The sequence below is a fragment of the Paracoccus ferrooxidans genome (assembly GCF_029909815.1).
Lineage (GTDB): Bacteria > Pseudomonadota > Alphaproteobacteria > Rhodobacterales > Rhodobacteraceae > Paracoccus > Paracoccus versutus.
On record NZ_CP038198.1, the window covers coordinates 1,142,900 to 1,165,203 of the forward strand.

The 22,304-nt window shown below is 67.5% G+C and carries 25 protein-coding genes and 1 tRNA gene; 19 read left to right on the top strand and 7 right to left on the bottom strand.

All coding sequences use genetic code 11. The features are described 5' to 3' along the window. The first annotated feature begins 343 nt into the window (after positions 1-343). Genes E3U26_RS05750 through E3U26_RS05775 form a run of 6 tightly spaced genes read left to right on the top strand, consistent with a single transcriptional unit; the run spans position 344 to position 5,377 of the window. The gene (locus tag E3U26_RS05750) at positions 344-559 is read left to right on the top strand and encodes a hypothetical protein (protein ID WP_128492958.1); all 216 of its coding nucleotides are present in this window, start codon (positions 344-346) and stop codon (positions 557-559) included. Further along, positions 556-2,190, top strand: coding sequence for a terminase large subunit domain-containing protein (locus tag E3U26_RS05755; RefSeq protein ID WP_011748913.1), 1,635 nt, complete (start codon positions 556-558; stop codon positions 2,188-2,190). Before E3U26_RS05750 ends, E3U26_RS05755 begins: the two co-directional genes overlap by 4 nt. Beyond that, a complete protein-coding gene (locus E3U26_RS05760) occupies positions 2,187-2,519 on the top strand; it encodes an HNH endonuclease (RefSeq protein ID WP_082658044.1) in 333 nt (110 codons plus the stop codon). Before E3U26_RS05755 ends, E3U26_RS05760 begins: the two co-directional genes overlap by 4 nt. A gap of 8 nt (positions 2,520-2,527) precedes the next feature. Further along, positions 2,528-3,763, top strand: coding sequence for a phage major capsid protein (locus E3U26_RS05765; protein ID WP_499105703.1), 1,236 nt, complete (start codon positions 2,528-2,530; stop codon positions 3,761-3,763). Beyond that, entirely contained in the window at positions 3,763-4,314 is a 552-nt protein-coding gene (locus E3U26_RS05770) for an HK97 family phage prohead protease (protein ID WP_058097237.1), read from the top strand. Before E3U26_RS05765 ends, E3U26_RS05770 begins: the two co-directional genes overlap by 1 nt. Position 4,315: 1 nt before the next feature. Then, positions 4,316-5,377: a phage portal protein gene (locus E3U26_RS05775; RefSeq protein ID WP_499105704.1), complete on the top strand. Its 1,062-nt coding sequence runs from the start codon at positions 4,316-4,318 to the stop codon at positions 5,375-5,377. A 198-nt stretch (positions 5,378-5,575) separates the two neighbouring features. On the opposite strand, the gene E3U26_RS05780 is transcribed toward E3U26_RS05775, so the two are convergent. Next, the gene (locus E3U26_RS05780) at positions 5,576-5,830 is read right to left on the bottom strand and encodes a hypothetical protein (RefSeq protein WP_285048280.1); all 255 of its coding nucleotides are present in this window, start codon (positions 5,828-5,830) and stop codon (positions 5,576-5,578) included. Between the two features lie 346 nt (positions 5,831-6,176). Here E3U26_RS05780 and E3U26_RS05785 point away from each other — a divergent pair, with 346 nt between their 5' ends. The 6 genes from E3U26_RS05785 (at position 6,177) to E3U26_RS05810 (ending at position 8,920) form a co-directional block, all read left to right on the top strand. Continuing rightward, on the top strand, positions 6,177-6,335 hold the full coding sequence (locus E3U26_RS05785) for a hypothetical protein (RefSeq protein WP_499105705.1): 159 nt from the start codon (positions 6,177-6,179) through the stop codon (positions 6,333-6,335). Further along, entirely contained in the window at positions 6,332-6,607 is a 276-nt protein-coding gene (locus E3U26_RS05790; RefSeq protein WP_499105706.1) for a hypothetical protein, read from the top strand. Before E3U26_RS05785 ends, E3U26_RS05790 begins: the two co-directional genes overlap by 4 nt. A gap of 1 nt (position 6,608) precedes the next feature. Continuing rightward, entirely contained in the window at positions 6,609-6,827 is a 219-nt protein-coding gene (locus tag E3U26_RS05795; protein ID WP_499105707.1) for a hypothetical protein, read from the top strand. 54 nt (positions 6,828-6,881) lie between these two features. Continuing rightward, positions 6,882-7,499: a hypothetical protein gene (locus tag E3U26_RS05800; protein ID WP_499105708.1), complete on the top strand. Its 618-nt coding sequence runs from the start codon at positions 6,882-6,884 to the stop codon at positions 7,497-7,499. 129 nt (positions 7,500-7,628) lie between these two features. Beyond that, the gene (locus E3U26_RS05805; RefSeq protein ID WP_499105709.1) at positions 7,629-7,799 is read left to right on the top strand and encodes a hypothetical protein; all 171 of its coding nucleotides are present in this window, start codon (positions 7,629-7,631) and stop codon (positions 7,797-7,799) included. A 2-nt stretch (positions 7,800-7,801) separates the two neighbouring features. Next, on the top strand, positions 7,802-8,920 hold the full coding sequence (locus E3U26_RS05810; RefSeq protein WP_499105710.1) for a tyrosine-type recombinase/integrase: 1,119 nt from the start codon (positions 7,802-7,804) through the stop codon (positions 8,918-8,920). A 7-nt stretch (positions 8,921-8,927) separates the two neighbouring features. Here E3U26_RS05810 and E3U26_RS05815 read toward each other — a convergent pair. After that, positions 8,928-9,003: transfer RNA gene (locus E3U26_RS05815), tRNA-Ile, on the bottom strand. Between the two features lie 173 nt (positions 9,004-9,176). Here E3U26_RS05815 and choX point away from each other — a divergent pair. The 7 genes from choX to E3U26_RS05850 all read left to right on the top strand — a co-directional run bounded on the left by choX (position 9,177) and on the right by E3U26_RS05850 (position 15,921). Beyond that, the gene (gene choX / locus E3U26_RS05820) at positions 9,177-10,115 is read left to right on the top strand and encodes a type 2 periplasmic-binding domain-containing protein (protein WP_499105711.1); all 939 of its coding nucleotides are present in this window, start codon (positions 9,177-9,179) and stop codon (positions 10,113-10,115) included. Then, entirely contained in the window at positions 10,116-11,612 is a 1,497-nt protein-coding gene (gene betC / locus E3U26_RS05825; RefSeq protein WP_499105712.1) for a choline-sulfatase, read from the top strand. It begins immediately after the preceding gene. 181 nt (positions 11,613-11,793) lie between these two features. Continuing rightward, a complete protein-coding gene (locus E3U26_RS05830) occupies positions 11,794-12,375 on the top strand; it encodes a DUF1269 domain-containing protein (RefSeq protein ID WP_499105713.1) in 582 nt (193 codons plus the stop codon). A 39-nt stretch (positions 12,376-12,414) separates the two neighbouring features. Further along, entirely contained in the window at positions 12,415-13,173 is a 759-nt protein-coding gene (mtgA, locus tag E3U26_RS05835) for a biosynthetic peptidoglycan transglycosylase (protein ID WP_499105714.1), read from the top strand. 87 nt (positions 13,174-13,260) lie between these two features. Next, positions 13,261-13,950: an FtsZ-binding protein FzlA gene (gene fzlA, locus E3U26_RS05840; protein WP_036752368.1), complete on the top strand. Its 690-nt coding sequence runs from the start codon at positions 13,261-13,263 to the stop codon at positions 13,948-13,950. Continuing rightward, positions 13,931-14,983: a tRNA epoxyqueuosine(34) reductase QueG gene (gene queG / locus E3U26_RS05845; RefSeq protein WP_243783868.1), complete on the top strand. Its 1,053-nt coding sequence runs from the start codon at positions 13,931-13,933 to the stop codon at positions 14,981-14,983. Before fzlA ends, queG begins: the two co-directional genes overlap by 20 nt. Further along, a complete protein-coding gene (locus E3U26_RS05850; protein ID WP_036752370.1) occupies positions 14,980-15,921 on the top strand; it encodes a DMT family transporter in 942 nt (313 codons plus the stop codon). The genes queG and E3U26_RS05850 overlap by 4 nt, the downstream gene beginning before the upstream one ends. A gap of 21 nt (positions 15,922-15,942) precedes the next feature. On the opposite strand, the gene E3U26_RS05855 is transcribed toward E3U26_RS05850, so the two are convergent. The 5 genes from E3U26_RS05855 to galE are packed head-to-tail and all read right to left on the bottom strand — an operon-like array spanning position 15,943 to position 22,302. Next, positions 15,943-17,337, bottom strand: a complete 1,395-nt coding sequence (locus E3U26_RS05855; protein WP_499105715.1) for a hypothetical protein — start codon at positions 17,335-17,337, stop codon at positions 15,943-15,945. Continuing rightward, entirely contained in the window at positions 17,334-19,028 is a 1,695-nt protein-coding gene (locus E3U26_RS05860; protein WP_499105716.1) for a DUF5927 domain-containing protein, read from the bottom strand. The genes E3U26_RS05855 and E3U26_RS05860 overlap by 4 nt, the downstream gene beginning before the upstream one ends. Further along, positions 19,025-20,047 carry a glycosyltransferase family 2 protein gene (locus E3U26_RS05865; RefSeq protein ID WP_499105717.1) on the bottom strand — a complete coding sequence of 341 codons (1,023 nt, stop codon included), beginning with the start codon at positions 20,045-20,047 and terminating at the stop codon, positions 19,025-19,027. Before E3U26_RS05865 ends, E3U26_RS05860 begins: the two co-directional genes overlap by 4 nt. A 28-nt stretch (positions 20,048-20,075) precedes the next feature. Beyond that, positions 20,076-21,314, bottom strand: a complete 1,239-nt coding sequence (locus E3U26_RS05870) for a glycosyltransferase family 4 protein (RefSeq protein ID WP_499105718.1) — start codon at positions 21,312-21,314, stop codon at positions 20,076-20,078. Next, a complete protein-coding gene (gene galE, locus E3U26_RS05875; RefSeq protein WP_499105719.1) occupies positions 21,304-22,302 on the bottom strand; it encodes an NAD-dependent epimerase/dehydratase family protein in 999 nt (332 codons plus the stop codon). The genes E3U26_RS05870 and galE overlap by 11 nt, the downstream gene beginning before the upstream one ends. Positions 22,303-22,304 lie beyond the last annotated feature (2 nt).

The following is a 22,304-nucleotide window of genomic DNA, read 5'->3' on the forward strand; positions in this document are numbered from 1 at the left end:
CCCCGCGCATGACGGCACGCGGGGGCCGACCAGAGGACGGTTAGCATACGGTGGCTCTGGATCGGCTGCGCCCACCACGGGGCGGGAACATAGGCAAGGGCAGTCCGAAAGGTTGAGGCCCGTTCCCCAGGACAGTGACCACGTCCTGCAAGCAGCAACCGACGATCCGGCGCAGGTCACGCGCACGGCTCGGCCCAAAGCGACGGCCCGGCTCCGGCCAGCAAGATCGCCCAGGGCATAGGGACTAGCTCGGGCCATGTGCCGGGGCTGGTCGTCCTATGCCCTTAGCTCAAGCCCTCACCATCCAGCAGGGGGCAACGGTGAAGTCAGAGAGGAATGAGAGATGGCACGAACGACGAATCACAGAAAGCGGTTGACCAAGATCGCGCGCCGCAAGGGCGTGGCCGTCGATCATGTCGCGAACTGGGCAGCGCTGGCTGATCGCCTCGCACAGCATCACGGCATCCCGACGCCGAGGGCCGAGGCCAAGCGGTTCTGCTATCAGGTCATGGAGTGCCGGGGCTGGATCGCCCGCCGCCCTGTCGAGGTGTCGGCATGATCCCGGATCGCGACCTGTTCGGGCATGGTCCCAATGCCCAGACTTCGGTTTTGCCGGGGGACCGGCGCCAGAGTGTTCCTCTCTCACTTCTGGAAAAAATCCGGGGAAAATCGCCGTCGATGCGGGCGATCCAGTTTTTGGGCCTGTTGCGCGTTCCCGAGGGCAAAAAGGCCGGAAAACCGCTCAAACTGGCGAATTTCCAGAAAAAATTCGTGAAAGGTGCGTTCGGCAAAGGCGTGACGGTCGGCGTCCTGTCCATCGGGCGGGGCAATGCCAAGACGGCGCTTTCGGCGGGCCTCGCGTTGGCCGAGCTGGTCGGGGCGCTCCAGGAAGATCCGCAGCCGAACCGCGAGATCATCTTCGCGGCCCGCAACCGCGACCAGGCGCGCATCGCCTTCAATTTCGTGCTGGGCTACATCAACGGCCTGCCGGAGTCCGATCAGGCGCAGTTCACCATTCGGCGCGGCTCCAAGCTGGAAATCGAATTCGGCGGCAATGGCGGCGGGCTGGCGCGCTGCATCGCCGCTGACGGCAAGTCCATTCTCGGCGGTGCCCCGACGCTGGCCATCATGGATGAGCGCGCCGCCTGGGAACGCGAGAAGGGCGACAATCTCGAAAACGCCATTCTCTCGGGTCTCGGCAAGCGCGACGGCCGGGCGCTGATCATCTCGACCTCGGCCCCCGACGACACCAACACCTTCAGCCGCTGGCTGGATGAACCGCCGCCCGGTTCTTACGTCCAGGAGCATCGCCCGCCCTTCGGCCTGCCGGCCGATGATCTGGAAAGCCTGCTGCTGGCGAACCCCGGCGCGGCCGAGGGCATCGGCTCGACCCCGGAATGGCTGCTGTCGGCGGCAAAGACCGCCATCGCGCGCGGCGGCGCGGCCCTGTCCAGCTTCCGCAACCTGAACCGCAACGAGCGCGTGTCGATCGAGAATCGGTCGGTGCTGGTCACGGTGGACGAATGGCTTTCGGCCGAGGTCGCGCCCGAGGATCTGCCGCCCCGCGAAGGCCCTTGCATTCTCGGCGTGGACCTGGGCGGTTCGCGCTCCATGTCGGCGGCGGCGTTCTACTGGCCGGAAACCGGGCGGCTGGAAGCCCTCGGCACCTTCCCGGCCTTCCCGTCGCTGGCGGATCGCGGCGCGGCCGATGCCGTCGCCCATCGCTATGTCGAAATGCACGAGCGCGGCGAATTGTCGGTCATGGGCGAGAACACGGTTCCGCCCGGCCCGTGGCTGGCCGAGATCGTGCGACAGCTGGACGGTATCCAGCCCGCCTGCATCGTCGGCGACCGTTTCCGCCATGCCGAATTTGCCGAGGCCATGAACGGCGCCGGCCTCGCCCGCGTCCCGTTCATCTGGCGCGGCTTCGGCTGGAAGGACGGGGCCGAGGATATCGAGCGGTTCCGCCGGGCGCTGTTCGACGGCGACGTGAAGGTCGTGCCGTCGCTGCTGCTGCGCTTCGCCTTCGCGGATGCCGTGACCCTGATCGACCCGGCCGGCAACGCCAAGTTGGCGAAGGGCCGCGCCCTCGGCCGCATCGACGCGGCGGCGGCGGCGGTGCTGGCGGTTGCCCAGGGCGCGCGGATGCAGGCCGCACCGACCCGGAAAGCGAGGGCGGCATGGGCATGAAGCGCGACCAATGGCGGCGCCATTCCCGGCCCGTCCTGAAAACCAAACGCTGGCAGGTGCTGCGCCAGATCGTGCTGGAACGCGACGGATGGGCCTGCGTCGATTGCGGCACCAAGCGCGGCCGGCTGGAAATCGACCACATCAAGCCGGTGCGCAGCAATCCCGAACTGGCCTTCGACCCGGCCAACTGCGCCACGCGGTGCAGCTCCTGCCACACCAAGAAAACCCGGATCGAATGCGGCCACCCCGCGCCGATCCGGTCGCCCGAGCGCGATGCCTGGGCGCAAGCCGTTGCCGATCTGGCGACGAACCCAAACCCGGCAACATGAGGTATCACATGCTGGATAGTGTCAAAATCGCCCGTCGCCAGTCGGAAATCCGGCAGGCTCTGGCGGGTCTGGTGGGCAAGGACAGCCCGACCGAGGACGAAACCCGCTCCATGGAGACGCTGGACGCGGAATATCGCGCCAACGAAACCCGGTATCGTGCCGCCCTGATCGCGGAAGATACCGAGCGCCGCGAGGCCGGGGCCGATCTGGAAACCCGGTCGGACCGGGAATATGCCGAACTGGTCGGCCGCTTCGAACTGCGCCAAGTTGCGCTTGCCATCGACGAAGGGCGGGCGCTGTCGGGCGCGACCAAGGAAGTCGTGGACGAACTGCGCAGCAAGGGCGGCTATCAGGGCGTCCCGGTCCCGCTGGCGGCTCTGGAAACCCGCGCTGGCGAAACCGTCGCGGCCGACCAGATCAACCCGAAAACCATCCGCCCGGTAATCGACCGGCTGTTCCCGGCTTCGGTGGCTTCGCGCCTCGGCGTCCAGTCGATCAACATCACCTCGGGCGAGCTGGAATTCCCGGTTGCGACCGCCGGCGCGGTGTTCGGCTGGCAGACCACCGAGCTGGGCAATGTCGGCGCGGCCTCGGAATACCAGACCTCGGAACGCAGCCTGAACCCCGACCAGACCGGCGGGGCGCAGATGGTCATCAGCCGCAAGGCGCTGAAACAGGCTGGCGAAGGGCTGGAATCGGCCATCCGCCGCGACCTGAACGCCGCCATCGGGGCCGAGCTTGACCGCGTGGTGGTGAACGGTTCCGGCGCGGCCGGCCAGCCTCTGGGCATGATCCCCGGCGCGGCGACCTATGGCATCGCCTCGACCGCCGTTGGCGCGGCTGCGACCTGGGCGGCGTTCCGGGCGCAGGTGGTGGCCTTCATGCAGGCCAACGCGATCACCTCGGCTGCCCAAGTCAATCTGGGTTTCGGCCCGGCGATCTGGGCCGAGCTGGATGATGCGCTGATCACCGGCACCGCCGTTTCGGAATGGGACCGCCTGACCAAGCACATTGCCAGCCCGGCGATCAGCAACGTGATCCCCGACGAAACCGCGATCCTGACCGCGACCGTGCAGGGCATCGCGCCGGGCTATCTCGGCATCTACGGCGGCGTGGACCTGATCCGCGATCCCTACACCAAGGCGCAATCGGGTCAGCTGGTGCTGACGGCGCTGGTCACGGCCGATTTCACCGTGCCGCGCGGGATGCAGACCCGCATCCTGACCGGCATCGGGGAACCCTGATGCTGTGGGGGGCGTCACTCGGGGCGCTGGAGCTGCGCAGCGAGGGCGGGGCAACCCGCCTTCGGGCGACGTTCCCTTATGGCGCGGAAACCGAACTGGCTGCCGGGCGGTATGAGGTCATCGCCGCCCGCGCCTTCGCAGACCGGATCGAGCGGGGCGAGGATATCCACCTGCTGGCCGGCCATGACTTCAACCGCCCGCTGGCATCGCGCGCGGCCGGCACCTTGCAGCTGCGAGACACCGATGCCGCATTGGAGATCGAGGCCACGATTGACGGCCAGACCAGCTGGGCGCGGGACTTCCTTGCCGCCCATGCCTCGGGCCTGATCCGTGGCCTGTCGCCCGGTTTCCGCGTCCAGCGCGGCGGCGAACGGATCGAGCGGCGCGCGGCCGGGACGCTGCGCACCATCACGGCGGCGGACCTGTTCGAGGTCTCGGCCGTCACCCGGCCGGCCTATTCGCAAGCCCAGATCGAGGCGCGGGAATGGCAGCCCGTGGGCGATGACGCGGAACGCATCGTCACGCATCACCTGAACCGTTGGAGGCTCTGACATGGGGCTGATGGATTTTTTCCGCCGCAAGCCGGTCGAAACCCGCGCCGTGCAGCCGGGCTATACCGCCGCGCTGATGGCGGCGCGCGAGGCCTGGATTGCCGGCGGCTCCGGCCTGGCCGAACTGACCTCGGCCGTGCAGGCCTCGGTCAGCCTCTGGGAAAGCGGGCTGTCGCTGGCGGACGTGACCGGCACTGATCTGCTGGACCGGCGCAGCATGGCGATCTGCGCCCGCGCACTGGCCTTGCGGGGGGAATGCCTGTTCCTGATCCGCGACCGGCTGATCCCGGCCACCGATTGGGCCTTGTCCACCCGCTACGGCCAGCCGCGCGCCTATCGCCTCGGCCTGCCCGAGATCGGCGGCGGGCGGTCGGAAACCGTGCTGGCGCCCGAGGTGCTGCATTTCCGCATCGGCTGCGATGCCGTCACCCCATGGGCCGGATCGGCACCGCTGGCCCGCGCCAAGCTGTCGGCGTCCCTGCTGGACGAAATCACCATGGCGCTGCGCGACGTGTTCCGCGATGCGCCCATCGGTTCACAGATCATCCCGGTTCCCGAGGGCTCGGCCGAAGACATGGACCTGATGCGCCGCAGCTTCCGAGGCAACCGGGGTGCGTCCTTGGTCATCGAGGGCACCGCCCAGGCGACGGCCGCCGGCATGAACCCGAACATCGGCCAGTCGCCTGATCAGCTTTCGCCCCAGCTCGACAAGACGCTTGCCGACAAGCTGCTGACCGAAGCCAAGGGCGAAATCTATAACGTGTTCGGCATCCTGCCCGGCCTGACCAACCCGGCCACCACCGGCCCGCTGGTGCGCGAGGCGCAGCGCCACCTGGCACAGCTGGTGCTGCAACCCATCGTCAACCTGATGGCCGAGGAAGCGACCGAGAAGCTGGGGGCGCCCGTCGCCATTGACGTGGTGCGGCCGATGCAGGCTTACGACCACGGCGGCAAGGCCCGCGCCGTCGCCACCATGCTGCAGGCCATGGCGCAGGCGAAAGAGGCCGATCTGGACCCGGCCACCGTCAAGGACGTGATGAGCTTCATCGATTGGGCAGACTGATGAAATAGGGCGGGATGCGCCTGCGGGCTTGCGACTTGTTCACCGCGAAGCATCTGGGATCAGACGGCGAGTGCCCGGCTTGGGAAAGCCAAACCCCGTCAAGGCGCGGATCGTCTCTCCGGCGGTCGCGGCGCAGATCAGCATGGCGGAACCGGGGCTGATCATGGCCGGGACGTTGATGCGCCCCGGCCATTCCCGTCAGGTGAAGTCCCCATCCTCACCAGACAGGCTTGCTTCGAACTTTTCGTTCACCCTTTTGAAGTATGCCCGCCGTCCTTCCTCATCGATCAAAGAGTGAAATAAGGGCGATGCCATGTTGATGACTTCACAGCCATTTACTTGCAGCAGGTTGCCATCCCGACCAGTTACAGTGACGCTAATGGAACCAGTGTGATATCCATCGTCATCGCGCTCGATCATCACAAGCCGGTAGTCTTTGCCGATTTCGATCATAGATTATCCTTCCTCAGTCTGACACCCGGACCTTCGCCGTTTTCGTTGATAAAGATCACGCCGGCCGCTTCGAGAGCAGTGCGGATTGCGTTGACTGACGGTTCAGCCACAGCCCGTCTTTCCCGCTCAAAATCCACCACGGTTGACAAGCTTACGCTCGCCGCCTCGGCCAGCGTTCCTTGCGTCATTCCGATCAGGGCGCGCGCTGCGCGTGCTTGTGCAGGCTTCATATCCACAAAAATTGTTGACGCAACCTTGGGGTGCGAGTATCCACAATAATTGTTGATACCTTAACCTAGGAGCTATGACAATGCACCTTAACCCGATTCCCGGGGACAATCCCGGCTTGCCTTCCGCCCGCCTCTTCGAAATCCACGACTGCCTGACCTTGGCGCTGGACGCGACCGAGCGCCCCTCGGGCTATTCGCAATCCGAGCGCGAGGCCCGCAGCTACGTCCGCGCCGCCCTGCGCCGTGTCGGCAAACTGATGGAGGGCGTGGCATGAGGCAGAACTTCACGCGCCTGTTCCGCGACGAAGACCCCATTGATGCCGCCGACTGGCTGATGGATTTCGCCCATGATCTGATTTTCCTTTCCAGAAAGGCGCTGGAATATGCCGAGGATTCGGACCTGCGCGATACGGCCAGCGCCGCCACCCGGGCGCTTGAGGTGACCGAGGCGCTGCTTACCAAGGTTTCGGAGGGCTACGAAGGGCTGGCCCGGCCCGCCAAGCGGGGCTGCTGGCGCCAGCCTTGTGCTTCAACCGGGAGAGCCTGACATGGCCGTGACACCTCAAGAGGATGAATTCCTGCGCATCATCTTCAACGCATCCCCGGCCGAAATACGAAAAATCTGTGCGAAGGCTGAGGCCGACCCAGCAGCAACGCCAGCTTGCTTCGATCTGATGCGGGTGTTGCTGGGCTATGCCGACAAGTTCGAATCGGCCCTTGAGCGGGCGGGTGTTTACTGTGATGAAGCCGGCCAACTGCCATCATAAGAGCAAACCGCTTATGGATTGACGACCCCACCATAGGCGTGTTACTCACATCATATGAAACCAGGTCCGTTCATCACTCTCTTTGCTTTGCTGGCCCGCGTGGACGAAAAAACGCTTGCCGTCCACGCGCGGGCTCTGCGCGATGCAGGTGTGCTGGACAAGGGTGGGCGTGGTCGCAGCGCGATTGAGGTGGATCACGTTTACCTCGCAAAACTCCTGACCTCGCGCATGGCAACCGACAAGCCCGCACGCGCCGTTGAAGCATACCGGCGGTTTGAGGGGATGCAGCTTTCGAGATCGAACGGACACCGTTTGGTCAAAAGCATTCTGCCTGACCCCGACCACAAGCTGATCGATTTCATGACTGCGATCTGTGATCCGGCGAACCGACTGCCTGCGGCATCAGAGTTCGAGGTGCGCTTCGACGGTTCCGCGATGGTAACAGTCAGGACAGGAAAAAGCGTCCTGATGTATATGGATCGAAACTGGATTGAGAGCGGCATGGATGCTTTGAGGGCCGCTGCTGGTGACGATGCTGCTGTTCAAAACGCGCTTTCCCATGCGGCGTTTTCGGAAAACTCCCTGCTTGGCATCGTGGAGAGCCGCAGCTTTACGTCAACGTGGCTGCAAAGCCTGAAAAGCGTTGTATTCCCCATAGGGGCCGACAAATGAACAGTCAGCCGGGGCGGTCTCTGCTACCACACTTCGCCCGCCCCGGCGTCCACCTGAAACCCGCTAGGAGAATCAGATATGCAGCGGCATAGCATCATCCAAGCGCGGCGCGAAGCGAAGGGTTGATCAATGGCAAACCCGCGCGCTGCCTTCAAGCAAGCCGATGTTACCCGCGCCACCAAGGGCGTGATCGCGGCAGGCGTCCCGGTCAGTCGTGTCGAAATCGACCGCGACGGCAAGATCGTTATCACGGCCCATGACACCGCAAGCGCCTCGAAAGAAGCGAACGATTGGGATTGACGATGAAAAAGACGGATCGCTTTCCCCGTGCCAAGCCCTACCGCGACCGCCACGGCAAGGTGCGCTGGCGGTATCGCTGCAAGGGCTTCACGGCCGAGCTTGGCCCCGAATGGGGCAGCGAGGACTTCTGCCGGCGGTATGCCGAGGCCGTGAACCAGCAGAAAGCCAAGCCCGGCGCCGGCGCGAATCGCACGGTGCCGGGAAGCTTCAATGATCTGGTCGTCAGGTTCTACAAGCTGCATCTGCCGACCATCGCAGCCAGCACCGCAGCCGATTATCGCGCGGTGATCGAGCCTCTGCGCGCCAAGCATGGGCACAAACGCGTTGCGCACATGCAGCGCCGCCATGTCATCGAGATCAAGGCCGATCTGGCCGCTACGCCCATGCAGGCGAACAAGACCTTGAAACGCCTATCGCAGATGATGGATCTGGCCGTCGATCTGGAATGGCGCACCGACAATCCGGTCAAGGGCGTGAAGCGGTTCCCGGTTAACTCCGAAGGCTTCCACACCTGGGACGAGGGCGAGATCGCCCGCTTCTATGAAATCCACCAGATGGGCACCCCGGCGCATCGCGCCATGACGCTGATGCTCTACACCGGGGCGGCGAAATGCGATGCAGTCAAGCTGGGGCGCGGCAACATCCGCGATGGCAGGATCGTGTATCGTCGCCGCAAAACCAAGAAGAACCCCGAGGGCTTTGAGGTCAATATCCCGGTGCATCCCTACCTGGCCGAGACGCTGGAGCATGTCGCCCCCTCGGCCTTCACCTTCCTGCAAACCGAGAACGGCAAGGCCAGGTCACCCGCTGGCCTTGGAAACTCGATGCGCAAATGGTGCGACAAAGCCGGACTGCCTCTTTGCACGTCCCATGGGTTGCGCAAAGCCATCTGTCGCCGGATCGCGGAAGTCGAGGGCGACGTGTTCAAGGTCATGGCAGTCAGCGGCCATACCGACATCAAAGAAGCGCAGAAATACTGCGAACGTTTTAACCGCAAGGGCAAGGCCGACTCGGCTATCGCGGGTCTGCCCGCCGGGGCAGAAAGCGAACAAAACTTGACGAACCACCCCGCGCGGTTCGTCAAAAATTCCATCAACGCCTTGAAAGGAAAAGGGAAATGAAGGGATTTGGTAGGCCCGGAGGGACTCGAACCCCCAACCAAGGCGTTATGAGCGCCCTGCTCTGACCATTGAGCTACAGGCCCCGAACGGCGCCACCATTGATCGAGCAGGCCCGCCGCGTCAAGGCCGGGAACGTCGCATGGCGGGAAATCCGCGGCAGGCGGGCCGGCATCGGCTCTTGATCCCGCATCCCGCCTGTGGGCTGATGGCGCAGGAAGCCGCGGCCCGGCCGCGGCAGGAAACCAGAGGCCCGATCATGTCCAGAACCGCCCTGCTGCCCTCGCTTGCCCTTGCCCTGATTGCCGCCGCGCCCGCGCTGGCGGACGATCCCGCCAGCTGCGGCACCGTCCGCTTCTCGGACCCCGGCTGGACCGACATCACCGCGACCAACGGCGTCGCCACCGCGCTGCTGCAAGGGCTGGGCTATACGCCCGACCTGCGCACGCTGTCGGTCCCCGTCGGCTACGAGGCGCTGAAGAACGGCGATACCGACCTGTTCCTGGGCAACTGGATGCCGGCGCAGCAGAGGTTCCGCGACGACCTCGACGCCTCGGGCCGGACCGAGGAGCTGGTGCAGAACCTGACCGGCGCCAAGTTCACCCTGGCCGTCACCGCTGCGGCCGCGGACCTGGGCGTCCAGGATTTCGCCGATCTCGACGGCCACAAGGACGCCTTCCAGGGCAAGATCTACGGCATCGAGCCGGGCGCGCCGGCGAACCAGACCATCCAGGCCATGATCGAGGCGGACAAGTTCGGCCTTGGCGACTGGGAGCTGGTCGAATCGAGCGAACAGGGCATGCTGGCCCAGGTCCAGCGCAACGACGCCGCCGGCCAGCCCTCGGTCTTCCTGGCCTGGGCGCCGCATCCGATGAACGTCGCGCTGGACATCACCTACCTGTCGGGCGGCGACGAGGAATTCGGCCCCGATTACGGCGGCGCCACCGTCCACACGCTGGCCCGCAAGGAATGGACCGCCGCCTGCCCCAATGCCGCCAGGCTCTTCGGCCAGCTGGTCTTTTCCGTGGAGATGGAGAACCTGCTGATGGGCAAGATCCTGGACGAGGGCATGGACCCGACCCAGGCCGCCAAGGGCTGGATCGCCGAGAACCCGGATGCGGTGGCGGCATGGCTTGACGGCGTGACCACGCTGGATGGAAAACCCGGCGCGGAAGCAGTCATGGCATCGGTGAAGTAATTGCAACGACCCAATATCCTGATCGTGATGGCCGACCAGCTGTCGGGGGTGCTGTTCCCCGACGGCCCGGCCGAGTTCCTGCATGTGCCGCATCTGCGCCGGCTGGCCGCGCGCTCGACCCGCTATGCCAACGCCTATACCGGCAGCCCGCTTTGCGCGCCCGGCCGCGCCAGCTTCATGTCCGGGCAATTGCCGCGCCGCACGCGGGTCTATGACAATGCGGCCGAGTTCTGCTCGGACATCCCGACCTATGCCCATCACCTGCGCCGGGCGGGCTGGCAGACCTGCCTGTCGGGCAAGATGCATTTCGTCGGCCCCGACCAGCTGCATGGGTTCGAGGAGCGGCTGACCACCGACATCTATCCGGCCGATTTCGGCTGGACCCCGGATTACCGCCGCCCCGGCGAGCGCATCGACTGGTGGTATCACAACCTGGGCTCGGTCACCGGCGCCGGCGTGGCCGAGATCACCAACCAATACGAATACGACGACGAGGTGGCCTATCACGCCACCCGCAAGCTCTACGACCTGGCGCGCGGCGGCGACGCGCGGCCCTGGTGCCTGACCGTCAGCTTCACCCATCCGCACGACCCCTTCGTCGCCCGGCGCAGGTATTGGGATCTCTACGAGGGCATCCCCGAGCTGGAGCCGCCCGAGGCGATCCCATATGACCGGATGGACCCGCATTCGCAGCGGCTGATGGATGCCTGCGACTGGCGGGGCCTTGAGGTGACGCCCGATCACATCCGCCGCGCAAGGCAGGGCTATTTCGCCAATATCTCGTATATCGACGACAAGCTGGGCGAGATCCTGGACGTGCTGGAGCGCACCCGGCAGGAGGCGATCGTGGTCTTCCTGTCGGACCATGGCGAGATGCTGGGCAGCCGCGGGCTGTGGTTCAAGATGCACTTCTTCGAGGGCGCGGCGCGGGTGCCGCTGATGATCGCGGCGCCGGGCATGGCGCCGGGGCGGGTGGACACGCCGGTCTCGACCATCGACGTGCTGCCGACGCTCTGCGAACTTGCCGGCATCTCGATGGCCGAGGTCGCGCCCTGGACCGACGGGCGGTCGCTGGCACAGGGCGCCGGGGCGCGCGGGCCGGTAGCGATGGAATACGCGGCCGAGGGCAGCATCGCGCCGCTGGTCTGCCTGCGCGACGGCGACTGGAAATACATCGCCTGCGCGGCCGATCCCGAGATGCTGTTCGACCTGGCCGCGGACCCGGACGAGCGGGTGAACCGCGCCGCCGATCCGGCGGCGGCCGGGGTGCTGGCGCGGATGCGGGACATGGCCGGCGCGCGCTGGGACCTGGCCGCCTACGACGCCGAGGTGCGCGAAAGCCAGGCCCGGCGCTGGGTGGTCTACGAGGCGCTGCGCAACGGCGCCTATTTCCCCTGGGACCACCAGCCGCTGATGAAGGCATCCGAACGCTACATGCGCAACCACATGGACCTGAACGTGCTGGAGGAGGCCAAGCGCTTTCCGCGCGGCGAATAGGCGGGCGGCGGCGCCCGGCCGCTCCGTCGCGGCCGGGGGCTGTCTGCCCCCGGACCCCCGAGGATATTTGGCCACGAAAGAAGCAGGCGGGGATTTCGGCGGCCGCGACCCTGTGCCGCAGCAAGGAACCCGCGATGCGGGCGGGGCGTTGGCCCGCCATCAGCCAAGAGGGATTTCCGCCATGTCCGACCTGCTTGTCATCGCCTTCGACGACGAGGCGACCGGCTTCGAGTTGCGCACCGAACTGGTCAAGATGCAGAAGGAATATCTGATCGAGCTTGAGGATGCCGTGGTCGTCACCCGCCCCTCGGCCGAGGATATCCAGCTGCACCAGGCCGTGAACCTGACCGCGGCGGGCGCGCTTGGCGGCGGCTTCTGGGGCACGCTGGTCGGGCTGATCTTCCTCAACCCGCTGATCGGCGCCGCGGTCGGCGCAGGCGCCGGCGCCATCGCGGGCACGCTGTCCGACATCGGCATCAACGACGATTTCATGCGCGAGCTTGGCCAATCCGTCCCGCCCGGCGGCTCGGCCGTGTTCATCCTGGTGCGCAAGATGACCGCCGACAAGGTGCTGGCGCGGCTGGAAAGCTTCCACCTGAGGGGCCGTGTGCTGCAAAGCTCGCTGCCCGAGGCCGAGGAGGATCGCCTGCGCAAGGCCTTTGCCGGCGGCAAGCTGGGCACGGCACTCGGCATGCCGCATGTGGACCGGCCGGCGTCGGGCGCGGCGCCGGCGGAGGGATCGGACCCCTCGCCCTCGGCCTGACGCTTGACGCAAGGGGCATGGGCGTGACAGGACGCCCCCATGCCCCACCGCACGGACACCCTTGACGACAACCCCGAGGCGCAGGTGACGCGCCGGCGCCGCGGCCTGCGCGTCGGGCGGCCGCTGCGCCGCCTGGCGCGGTGGCTCTGGTCCTGGACCAGCTGGATCGGCGCGCGGCTGCTGGCGCTGATGTTCGTGCTGGTCTTTCTGTTTTCCTTCATCAACCCGCCGACCACCTGGACCATCATCCAGGGCCAACGCGAATTTCCCGGCCGGGCCACGCGCGAATGGGTCGGCCTGGACCAGGTCTCGGCGCATATGGTTCGCGCCGTGGTCGCGGCCGAGGACGCCAATTTCTGCAACCACTGGGGCTTCGACATGGTCGAGATCCGCAGGGTGATCGCCTCGGGCTCGTCGCGCGGCGCCTCGACCATCACCCAGCAGACGGCGAAGAACGTCTTCCTGTGGCAGGGGCGCAGCTGGCCGCGCAAGGTGATGGAGACGGCCTATACCCCGATGGTCGAGGCGCTGTGGTCCAAGCGCCGCATCGTCGAGGTCTATCTGAACATCGCCGAATTCGGCCGCGGCGTCTTTGGCATCAAGGCCGCCTCGGAATATTATTTCAAGACCACGCCCGACAAGCTGAGCCTGCGGCAGGCGGCGGCGCTGGCCTCGATCCTGCCGGCACCGCGCACGCGCAACCCGCAGACCGGCTCGGCCCGCACCCGCTCGATCGTCAGCGGCGCCGAGACGATCCGGGCGGATGGCCGCGATTCCTGCCTGGGGCTTGGGCGCTGATCCGCGCCCTGCCGCGCATCGCGGTTGAAACTGCGCGTCCCCAAGCGTATCAACCGGAAGCCCGAGAACGAACCGGTTTTTCCACCCATGAACACGCCCTCGCCCAGTTCCACGATTCGCCTTTACCATGTCGCCCTGTCGCCCTTTTGCCGCAAGGTCCGTCTGGTGCTGGCCGAAAAGCGCATCGAGGTCGAGCTGGTCGAGGACCGTTTCTGGGAGCCGGGCTCGGAAATCATGCGCCGCAACCCGGCGGGCAAGCTGCCGGTCCTGCGCATGGACGGCCGGCTTCTGGCCGAAAGCCAGGCGATCTGCGAATACCTGGACGAAATCCAGCCGCAGCCCTCGCTGATGCCGGCCTTGCCGGCCGAGCGCTACGAGGTGCGCCGGCTTTGCGCCTGGTTCGACGACAAGTTCAACGCCGAGGTGACGCGCCCGGTGATGAACGAGCGGGTCTGGAAGAAGGTGATGCGCCTGGGCTACCCGGATTCGCGCACGGTCAAGGCCGGGCTTTCGGCAATCCGCTATCACCTGGACTACATGAAGGGCCTGCTGGAACATCGGCGCTGGCTGGCGGGCGACGTGATGACGCTGGCCGATTTCACCGCCGCCGCGCATCTGTCCTGCCTCGACTATATCTCGGACGTGGACTGGACCCATTCGGCCGAGGTGCAGGAATGGTATGCCAAGATCAAGTCGCGGCCCGCCTTCCGCAGCCTTCTGGCCGACCACCTGCCGGGCGTCCACCCGGCGCCGCATTATGCGCTGCTCGACTTCTAGGCCGACCGACCCGGCGGAGATCCGTTCGCGGCTGGAACAGCAGGCACGGGCCGAGGGTTTCTCGGCCCTTGGCATTTGCGCCCCCGACGCCAACCCGCAGCTGCCCGAGCGGCTGGCCGCCTTCCTGGAGCAGGGCCGCCACGGCCAGATGGGCTGGATGGCCGAGCGGGCGCATTGGCGCGCCTCGCCGGGAAGCCTGTGGCCCGAGGCGCGTTCGGTCATCATGCTGGCCGAGCTCTACACGCCCGAGCATGATCCGATGGAGGCCATCGGCCACAAGGACCGCGGCGCGGTTAGCGTCTATGCCCAGGGCAAGGACTACCACGACCTAGTCAAGAAGCGGCTCAAGCGCCTGGGCGGCTGGCTGGTCGGGCTGACCGGCTGCGAGATCAAGGTCTTTGTCGACACCGCCCCGGTGATGGAAAAGCCGCTGGCGCAGGCGGCGGGCCTGGGCTGGCAGGGCAAGCACACCAACCTGCTGTCGCGCGAGCTGGGCAGCTGGTTCTTCCTGGGCGCGATCTTCACCACGCTGGAGCTGCCCAGGGACGCGGCGGAACGCAGCCATTGCGGCTCGTGCCGGGCCTGCCTCGACGCCTGCCCGACCGGGGCCTTTCCGGCGCCCTACCAGCTGGATGCGCGGCGCTGCATCTCTTACCTGACCATCGAGCACAAGGGGCCGGTCGACCCCGAGCTGCGGCCGAGCCTGGGCAACCGCATCTATGGCTGCGACGATTGCCTGGCCGCCTGCCCCTGGAACAAGTTCGCGCAGGAAGCGACCGAGCTGCGCTATCACGGGCCCCATGGCGCACCGGCGCTGGCGGAACTGGCGGCGCTGGACGATGCGGGTTTCCGCGAGCGTTTCTCGGGCAGCCCGATCAAGCGCATCGGGCGCGACCGCATGGTGCGCAACGTGCTTTACGCCATCGGCAATTCGGGGCTTGCACATCTGCGCCCGCTGGCCGAATCCTTGGCCGATGACCCCGACCCCGCGGTCGCCGATGCGGCACGCTGGGCATGCGAGCGATTGCCATGATCCATACGCCCCCAAGCCCGCTGCGCGGCATCCTGCTGAAATGCCTTAGCGTGCTGGTATTCACCATCATGGCCTCGATCGTCAAGGCCACCGCCCAGGGGGGTCTGGGCGTGCCGCCGGGCCAGCAGGTGTTCTTCCGCTCGCTTTTCGCCATCCCGGTCATCCTGGTCTGGCTGGCCTTCCGGCACGAGCTGGGCGTGGGGCTGAAGACCTTTCGCCCGATGGGGCATTTCTATCGCGGCGTGATCGGCACTGCGGCCATGGGGCTGGGCTTCTGGGCGCTGGCCCTGCTGCCTTTCCCCGAGGTCACGGCCATCGGCTATGCCGCGCCGCTGCTGACGGTGATCTTCGCCGCCATGTTCCTGGGCGAGGACGTGCGGCTGTTCCGCCTGTCCATGGTGGTGCTGGGGCTGGTCGGCGTGGTCATCGTGCTGTCGCCGCGGCTGAGCTTCGGCGCCGCCATGGGCTACAGGGAAAGCCTGGGCGCCATGGTCACGCTGTCGGGCGCCGCCTGCACGGCGCTGGCGCAGATCTTCGTGCGCAAGCTGGTGCAGGAGGAACGCACCTCGGCCATCGTGTTCTGGTTCTCGGTCACGTCGACGCTGCTGGGGCTGCTGACGCTGCCCTTCGGCTGGGTCTGGCCCGATGCCGAGACCGCCGCGCTGCTGGTCACGATCGGGCTGCTGGGCGGGCTGGGGCAGATCCTGCTGACCTCGGCCTATCGCTATGCCGATGCCTCGCTGGTCGCGCCCTTCGAATATGCCTCGATGCTGCTGGCGCTGCTGATCGGCTGGTTCATCTTCGACGAGGCGCCGACGCTGGTCATGCTGGCAGGCGCGGCGCTGGTCATCACCGCCGGCATCCTGATCATCTGGCGCGAGCGGCAGCTGGGGCTGGAACGCAACCGCCAGCGCAAGGCCATGACCCCGCAGGGCTAGTCACCGCTGGGCCGGGCCAGGCTAGGGCTGGCCGGCAAAGCCGAAGGCGACGTAGTCGCGCAGATAGGCCCTTTTCGCCGCGGCGCGCAGTTCCTGGTCGTTCAGGAAATCCGGGAAGGGCTCGGCCTTGGGCGGTTCGGCCGGCGCCCCGATGCCGGCGCTGGCGGCGAGCCAGGACAGCTCGCGCGGCAGGTCCGCCTCGCGCAGCACCATGTCGGGGGCGCCGAGACGGGCGAAACCGGCCAGCACCTCGGACTGGCTGGCCCAGCCGGGATAGGTCGGCAGCGTGGTCTGGCCGTTCAGGTTGCGGCGCAGCAGATCCAGGAAGGCCGCGAACAGCTCGGCCTTGCGGCCCTGGTCCAGCGCCGCAAGCTCGGGATCGGGCGGCAGCGGCACGCGATGGATCCGCCGCAGCAGGTCGCGCAATTCGGCATTCCTGCCCTGGGTTAGCGATTCGAACGCCTTCCAGGCCCGCAGCAACGGATGGCGCAGCACGGTGAAGCTGCGATGGCCGACATGCTGGCGCTTCCATTGCCGCAGGCTGGCCTGGGTGAAATCGCCCGCGGCCGCGCCCATCGCCCGCAGCCAGTCCGCGACCCGGCCGGTCGGCCCGCCCTTGACCGGCATGAAGATCAGCCCCCTGCCCGCCTCGGCCCCCAGGAACGAGGGCACGGCGGGACCGCGGCGCGGCTCGAAATTCGGGATGCGGCGCAGCATGAACGGATCGAGGCGCGCCAGTTCCGCCTGCATCTCGTCGAAATTCTCGACCTTCTCGGACAGTTCGCGCGGGTTTTGCGGCACCTGGTCGCTGGCCGGCTCGACCCGCTCCAGGTCGGTGCGGTCCAGCCAGTGCAAGAGACCGGTCATCACCTCGGCGTCGCGCAGATCCTCGTAGCCCAGCCAGAAGGCGGCCTGGCCGGTCACTTGCAGCCGGTGCATGACCTTCAGCTGGAACGCCTCGATCTCGCCCACCGCCTGCCGGAACTCGGCGCCGTCGAAGCGCACGGCGGCGGGGATCGGGGTTTCGGTCTCGTTCAGCTTCCACTGGTTCGTCGCCCGCGCCAGCGCGGTCGAGACATAGCTGTCCACCGGGTTGCGGGTCAGCACGATCTTGGCGCAGGACCGATCCTCGATGATGGCGTCGAAAACGCGCGGGTCGTGGTCGTGGAAATAGCGAAACCCCGGCAGGTGGTTCGGCTTGTCGAAGATCGCGGCCAGCAGCCGGTGGGGATCGGCCTCGCGCTCGGCCATGGTGATGCCCTTCAGCTCGTCCTTGTCGGGCCAGCCCATCATGTAGGGGTTGAAGGCCTCGCCAAAGCAGGTGACGCGCTTGACGGCGTTCAGCGTCGCCTCGAGCAGGTTCGAGCCGGTGCGCATCTCGGCGAAGATGACGAAGCTGCGAAAGGGCTGGGTCATGGCGCGGGGTTTCCTTGGCTGGTCGGCGGGGCGGGATCGGCCACCGGGAAATCCCCCATCAGCCGCGGATGCAGCCCGGCATTGCGCAGCCTTTGCAGGAACCGCCCCATGCCGGCGATGTCGCGCATCCGGGGCAGGTCGGCCGCGGCGTGGGCATCGCCGCCCAGCCCTTGCAGGAGGCCGCCCAGCACGGCCGCGGGCCGGGCGCAGACATCGCCCAGATCCCAGACCTGCGTGCGCGCCTTGAGCCAGACCGAGTTCAGCACCTCCATCTGCGCCAGTTCGGTGCGTTGCAGGATGGCGGCGACCCGGCGGATGTCGTCGAAGGGCATGTCGGAATGCAGCAGCGGCACCGCCCAGGCGCCGGTGACGACGAAGATGCGCGCATTGGGATCGGTGGCGAGGAACCAGTTCATTTCCTGCCCGTCGCGCGGGCTGAACTGCCAGGCCTGCATCCGCTGCGAGCTGCGGATCAGGTTGGCCAGGAAGCCGCGCTGGTCCAGGTCGCGCAGCCCGGCGCTGTCGGGCAGCGCCCCCGGCCCCAGCGGCTTGCCGCCGGCGAACTCGACGCCCTGCACGGCGAAGACATGGCCATGCACATCGGCGTCGATCCGCCCGGCCAGCCAGGATTCGAAACCGGGGAACAGGTCGGTGAAGCCCTGGAACAGGGCATAGGGCGCGGCGGTCTTGCCGTTCTCGCGGTCCTTCAGCGGAAAGCGGCTTTGCATGTAAAGCCCCGGCCGGCCCAGCCGCCGGCGCGCCACCGCCTGCGCGATGATGCGCTCCACCCGCTCGGGGCGGGGCTCGGCGGCCGGGGGGGCCGCGGCCTCGGCCGGCGGGAAATGCCGGTAAAGCCGATCCGCACCCCGCCAGATCTTGCGCGCGACAAAGCAGCGCGATTGCTGCAAAAGCTCCAGGTGGTCGTCGTAAAAGATATAGGGCTTGCCCTGGTCGTCGAACCTGGCCAGCGTCAGCGACCGGCTTTCGATGCTTCTGGAATGGCGGCGGGCGAGGGTCTGGAAATAGCTTTCGTCCGGGATCCAGACCCGGCTGAAATAGCGGTCGAACTCGGCCCGGCGCGGATCGGCCAGGATCGCGCCCAGCGTGGCCCGCGTCAGGCACCACCATTGCGAGCCCAGATGCGGCACCAGGCCCCGCGGGATGCGGCGCTTGTAGCCCAGCCGGCGCTGCAGCGCGACATAGCGGTCGAAAAGCTTGTGCCGGCGCCGCCAGGAAAAGGGGAAATGCAGGGTGAAGCGTTCCTCGTTCAGCCCGCCGACGGTCCAGCCGACATCCTCGGCCGTCACGCTTTCGATAAAGTCGCGTCCGGGATACGACGCCAGATAGGCGCAAAGATCCGCCACCGGGCGCAAGGGCAGGCAGGCGCCCGAGACGACCAGCACATGCGTCACGTCCCCGAACCGCCCGAGCAGCAGGGCCGCGGCGTCCTGCGTGGCGCGCACCAGGCTGAAGGTGCCCCATTCGCAGGGATGGCGCGGGCTAAACAGCACCTGCGGCAGGTCGGCCAGCCCGGCGCGCATGGGCCGGACCGCATCCTCGGCCGTCCGGGCATCGACATGGACCGCGACCGCCGCCCCGCCCTCGGCCCAGACCCGCGCCATGCGGGCGGCGATGGGCAGTTCCTCGTGGCACAGCATGACCACGCCCAGCCGCACCGGCGCGTCGCTCATGCCCAGTTCCCCTTGGAGATCAGGCCCAGATCCTCGAGCTGGCGCCAGTCCCGCAGCGCGCAGGACTGCTCGCACCAGAAATCCGGGTCGTCGCGCAGCCCGGCGTGATAGGCCAGGTATTCCTGGCTGTCGGCGTAATGCTGGCGCCGGCTCAGCTCTTCGGCGGATTTCTCGACGAAGCTGGACAGGAACTTGGCATGCAGCAGGCAACCCGAGGCCTTTTCGCCGCCGTCCTGGTCATAGACAAGGTTCAGCGAGCGCGGCAGCATATGGGTCGAGCTGACATAGGCCTGGCCCCGCTGCCAGCGCACCAGCGGGATCTTGTTCAGCGCCGGGGCGTTTTCGGGATCGTCGGCAAAGAAGGCCCGCGCCCGCGGCCCGCCCTGGATCCACAGGTTGCCGTATTCGCCGTTCTTGCGGATGACGTAATTGGCCGGGTCGAACCAGCGCGCGATCTGGAACGGATCCTGCCCGGCGCGATAGGGCTCGGCGGCCAGCGAGCCCTGGGGATACATGTCCAGCAGCATGGCCGAGAAGGCGCGGATGTTGCTGGCATCCAGCCAGTCGGTCAGCGCCTGCAGGGGCCGGGTGTCGTGATGGGGATAGACCAGGAATTCGTCGGGATCGACCGTCAGGCACCAATGCCCCGCGCCATGGCGGTGCAAGAGCCAGTTCATCCAGTCCATGCCGAAGCGCGCCGCCTTGTAGCTGGCATGGGTCAGCCAGACCGAGACGTCCTGCTGCTCGCCCAGGTATTCGCGCCCGCCATCCTGCGAGCCGTTGTCCACCACCAGGAAGTGCCGGATGCCCAACGCCCGGTAATAGTCCAGAAACCACGGCAGGCGCGGCGCCTCGTTGCGCATGGTCATGAACAGCAGGATGTCGCCCGGCGCGATTCGGGCGGTGCGGTCCCAGACCGGATGCAACTGCCGGCGACGGCGGATCGCGCGCCCCAGCAGCCATTGACGGCGGGCGCGGAGCCTCAGTTTACGCCGGATAATCCTGAACGGGCGCGGCACGGGAACTCTTTTTACCTTTTACTGCCCGTCACATAGACGCAACCTCCGAGAGGCGCAATGTTTCGCTCAACCCCGCGTGGAAATGCGCGAAATGCCCGTCCCAGGCCGGCACCGGCAAGGCCGGCCGCCGCAGCGGCGGGGCGGCCGCCAGCCGCGCGATCTCGGCCGCCCAGTCGGCCGGGGCGTCGGGCGACAGCCAGGTCGCGTAATCGCCCAGCATCTCGCGCGCCGCCGGCAGGGGCGTGGCCAGGACGGGGATGCCGCGCCCGGCCGCCTCGGTCAGCGGCAGGCCGAAGCCCTCGGCCCGGCTGGGCATCAGCAACCCGTGGCTGCCGCTCAGCAGCGCCGCCACCGCGCCGTCGCCCAGGTCGGAAAGCTCCCGCACCGGCCCGCCCGGCAGCAGGCGGTCGAGCCGGGCAAAGACCGCGCGATTCTCCCAGCCGCGGCGGCCGATGACGAACAGCTGCGGCGGCTTCGGCCCGCGCTCCAGCAACTGCCAGGCGTCCAGCAGCAGCCCGTGGTTCTTGCGCGGCTCGATGGTGCCCAGGGTGACGAAGAAGGGTCGCGACAGGTCCAGGCCGGCCGGCAGCCCGGCCGGATCGGGCGCGGCCAGCCTGGTGCCGATGGGCGCGGCGACGACCGGCGCATGGCTCGGCAGCCCCAGCCGCTCGCGCCAGCGCAGCACATCGGCGCGGGTGGCCTGCGAAACGGTCAGGATCAGTTCTGCCTGCCCCAGCGCGGCGGCGAAGCGGTCGCGGAACTTCCCGGCCTGGCCGGCACGGGTGAATTCGGGATGGTCCAGCGGGATGGTGTCGTGGATCAGCACCGCCCGCGGCAGGGGGCGCAGGTTCGCCAGCAGCGCCGGTTGCAGGTTGGCATGGCCGACGTTGACGTAGACGCCCTGCCCCAGATGCGCCTGGGCGGCGCGGCCCAGGCCCCGCCCGTCGCGACCGGCCCGTGCCAGCGCCATGCCGCGCAAAGCCGCCTCGGCCCGCGCGGCCAGGGTGCGCCGCCCGCGCAGCCGGTCCAGCAGGTCGGGCGGCGGCAGGTCGTCCAGCGCCCCGCCCAGCCAGCGCAGGATCGCCGCCCCGGCCTGGGGCGGCAGCAGCAACTGCCCGCGCCGCACCCGGCACAGCAGCAGGTGCGGCCGGTCTTGCAGATGGGCCAGCCATTCCGCCTCGACCCGGTCGATGCCCGTCGCCGGGCCACCGCCGAGCCGCGAGATCAGCCGCGAGACATCCAGCAGAACCGCCGGGTCAGGCCTCATATCCGCCGTTCTGGTGCCAGCGCCAGGCGTCGCCGATCATCTGCGGCAGGGTCGAGCGCGCCGGGTTCCAGCCCAGCACCGAGACCGCCTTTCCGCTGCCCGAGACCAGCTTGACGGCATCGCCGCCACGGCGCGGCCCCTCGGTCAGCGGCACCGGGCGGTTGGTGACATGCCGGGAATGGTCGATCACCTCGCGCACCGAAAAACCGTTGCCGGTGCCCAGGCAGAAGACCTCGTGCCCGCCCTCGGCCACCTTGCCGTCCAGCAGGTGTTTCAGCCCCAGCACATGCGCGTCCACCAGGTCCATCACATGAACATAGTCGCGGATGCAGGTGCCGTCCGGGGTCGGATAATCCGTGCCGTGGATGGTCAGCGCCGCGCGCTTGCCGTCGATGGCGTCCAGGATCAGCGGGATCAGATGCGTCTCGGGCTGGTGGAACTCGCCCACCTCGGCATCCGGGTCGGCGCCGGCCACGTTGAAATAGCGGAAGATCACCGATTTCAGCCCGTCCGAGGCGCCGAAATCCTTCAGCATGTCCTCGATCGCGCGCTTGGAGGCGCCATAGGCGTTCAGCGGCGTCTGCGCGGTCGTCTCGTCCAGCACGACACCGTCATGGTCGCCATAGGTGGCGCAGGTCGAGCTGAAGACGAAATTCCGCACCCCCGCCGCCAGCGTCGCCTCGATCAGGCTCAGCGAGGCGCTGACATTGCCGCGCCAATACTTGCCCGGCTCGCGCATCGCCTCGCCGACCTGACTCAGCGCGGCGAAATGCATCACCGCGACGGGCTTGTGGCGGGCAAAGACCTCGTCCAGCCGGGCCCGGTCCATGAGGTCGCCCTGCTCGAAGGGGCCGAATTTCACCGCCTGCCGCCAGCCGGTGCAGAGATTGTCATAGGTGACGGGCTCGAAGCCCGCCGCGCGCAATGCCTTGCAGGCGTGCGAGCCGATATAGCCCGCGCCGCCGGTCACCAGAACCTTGTTCGTCATGC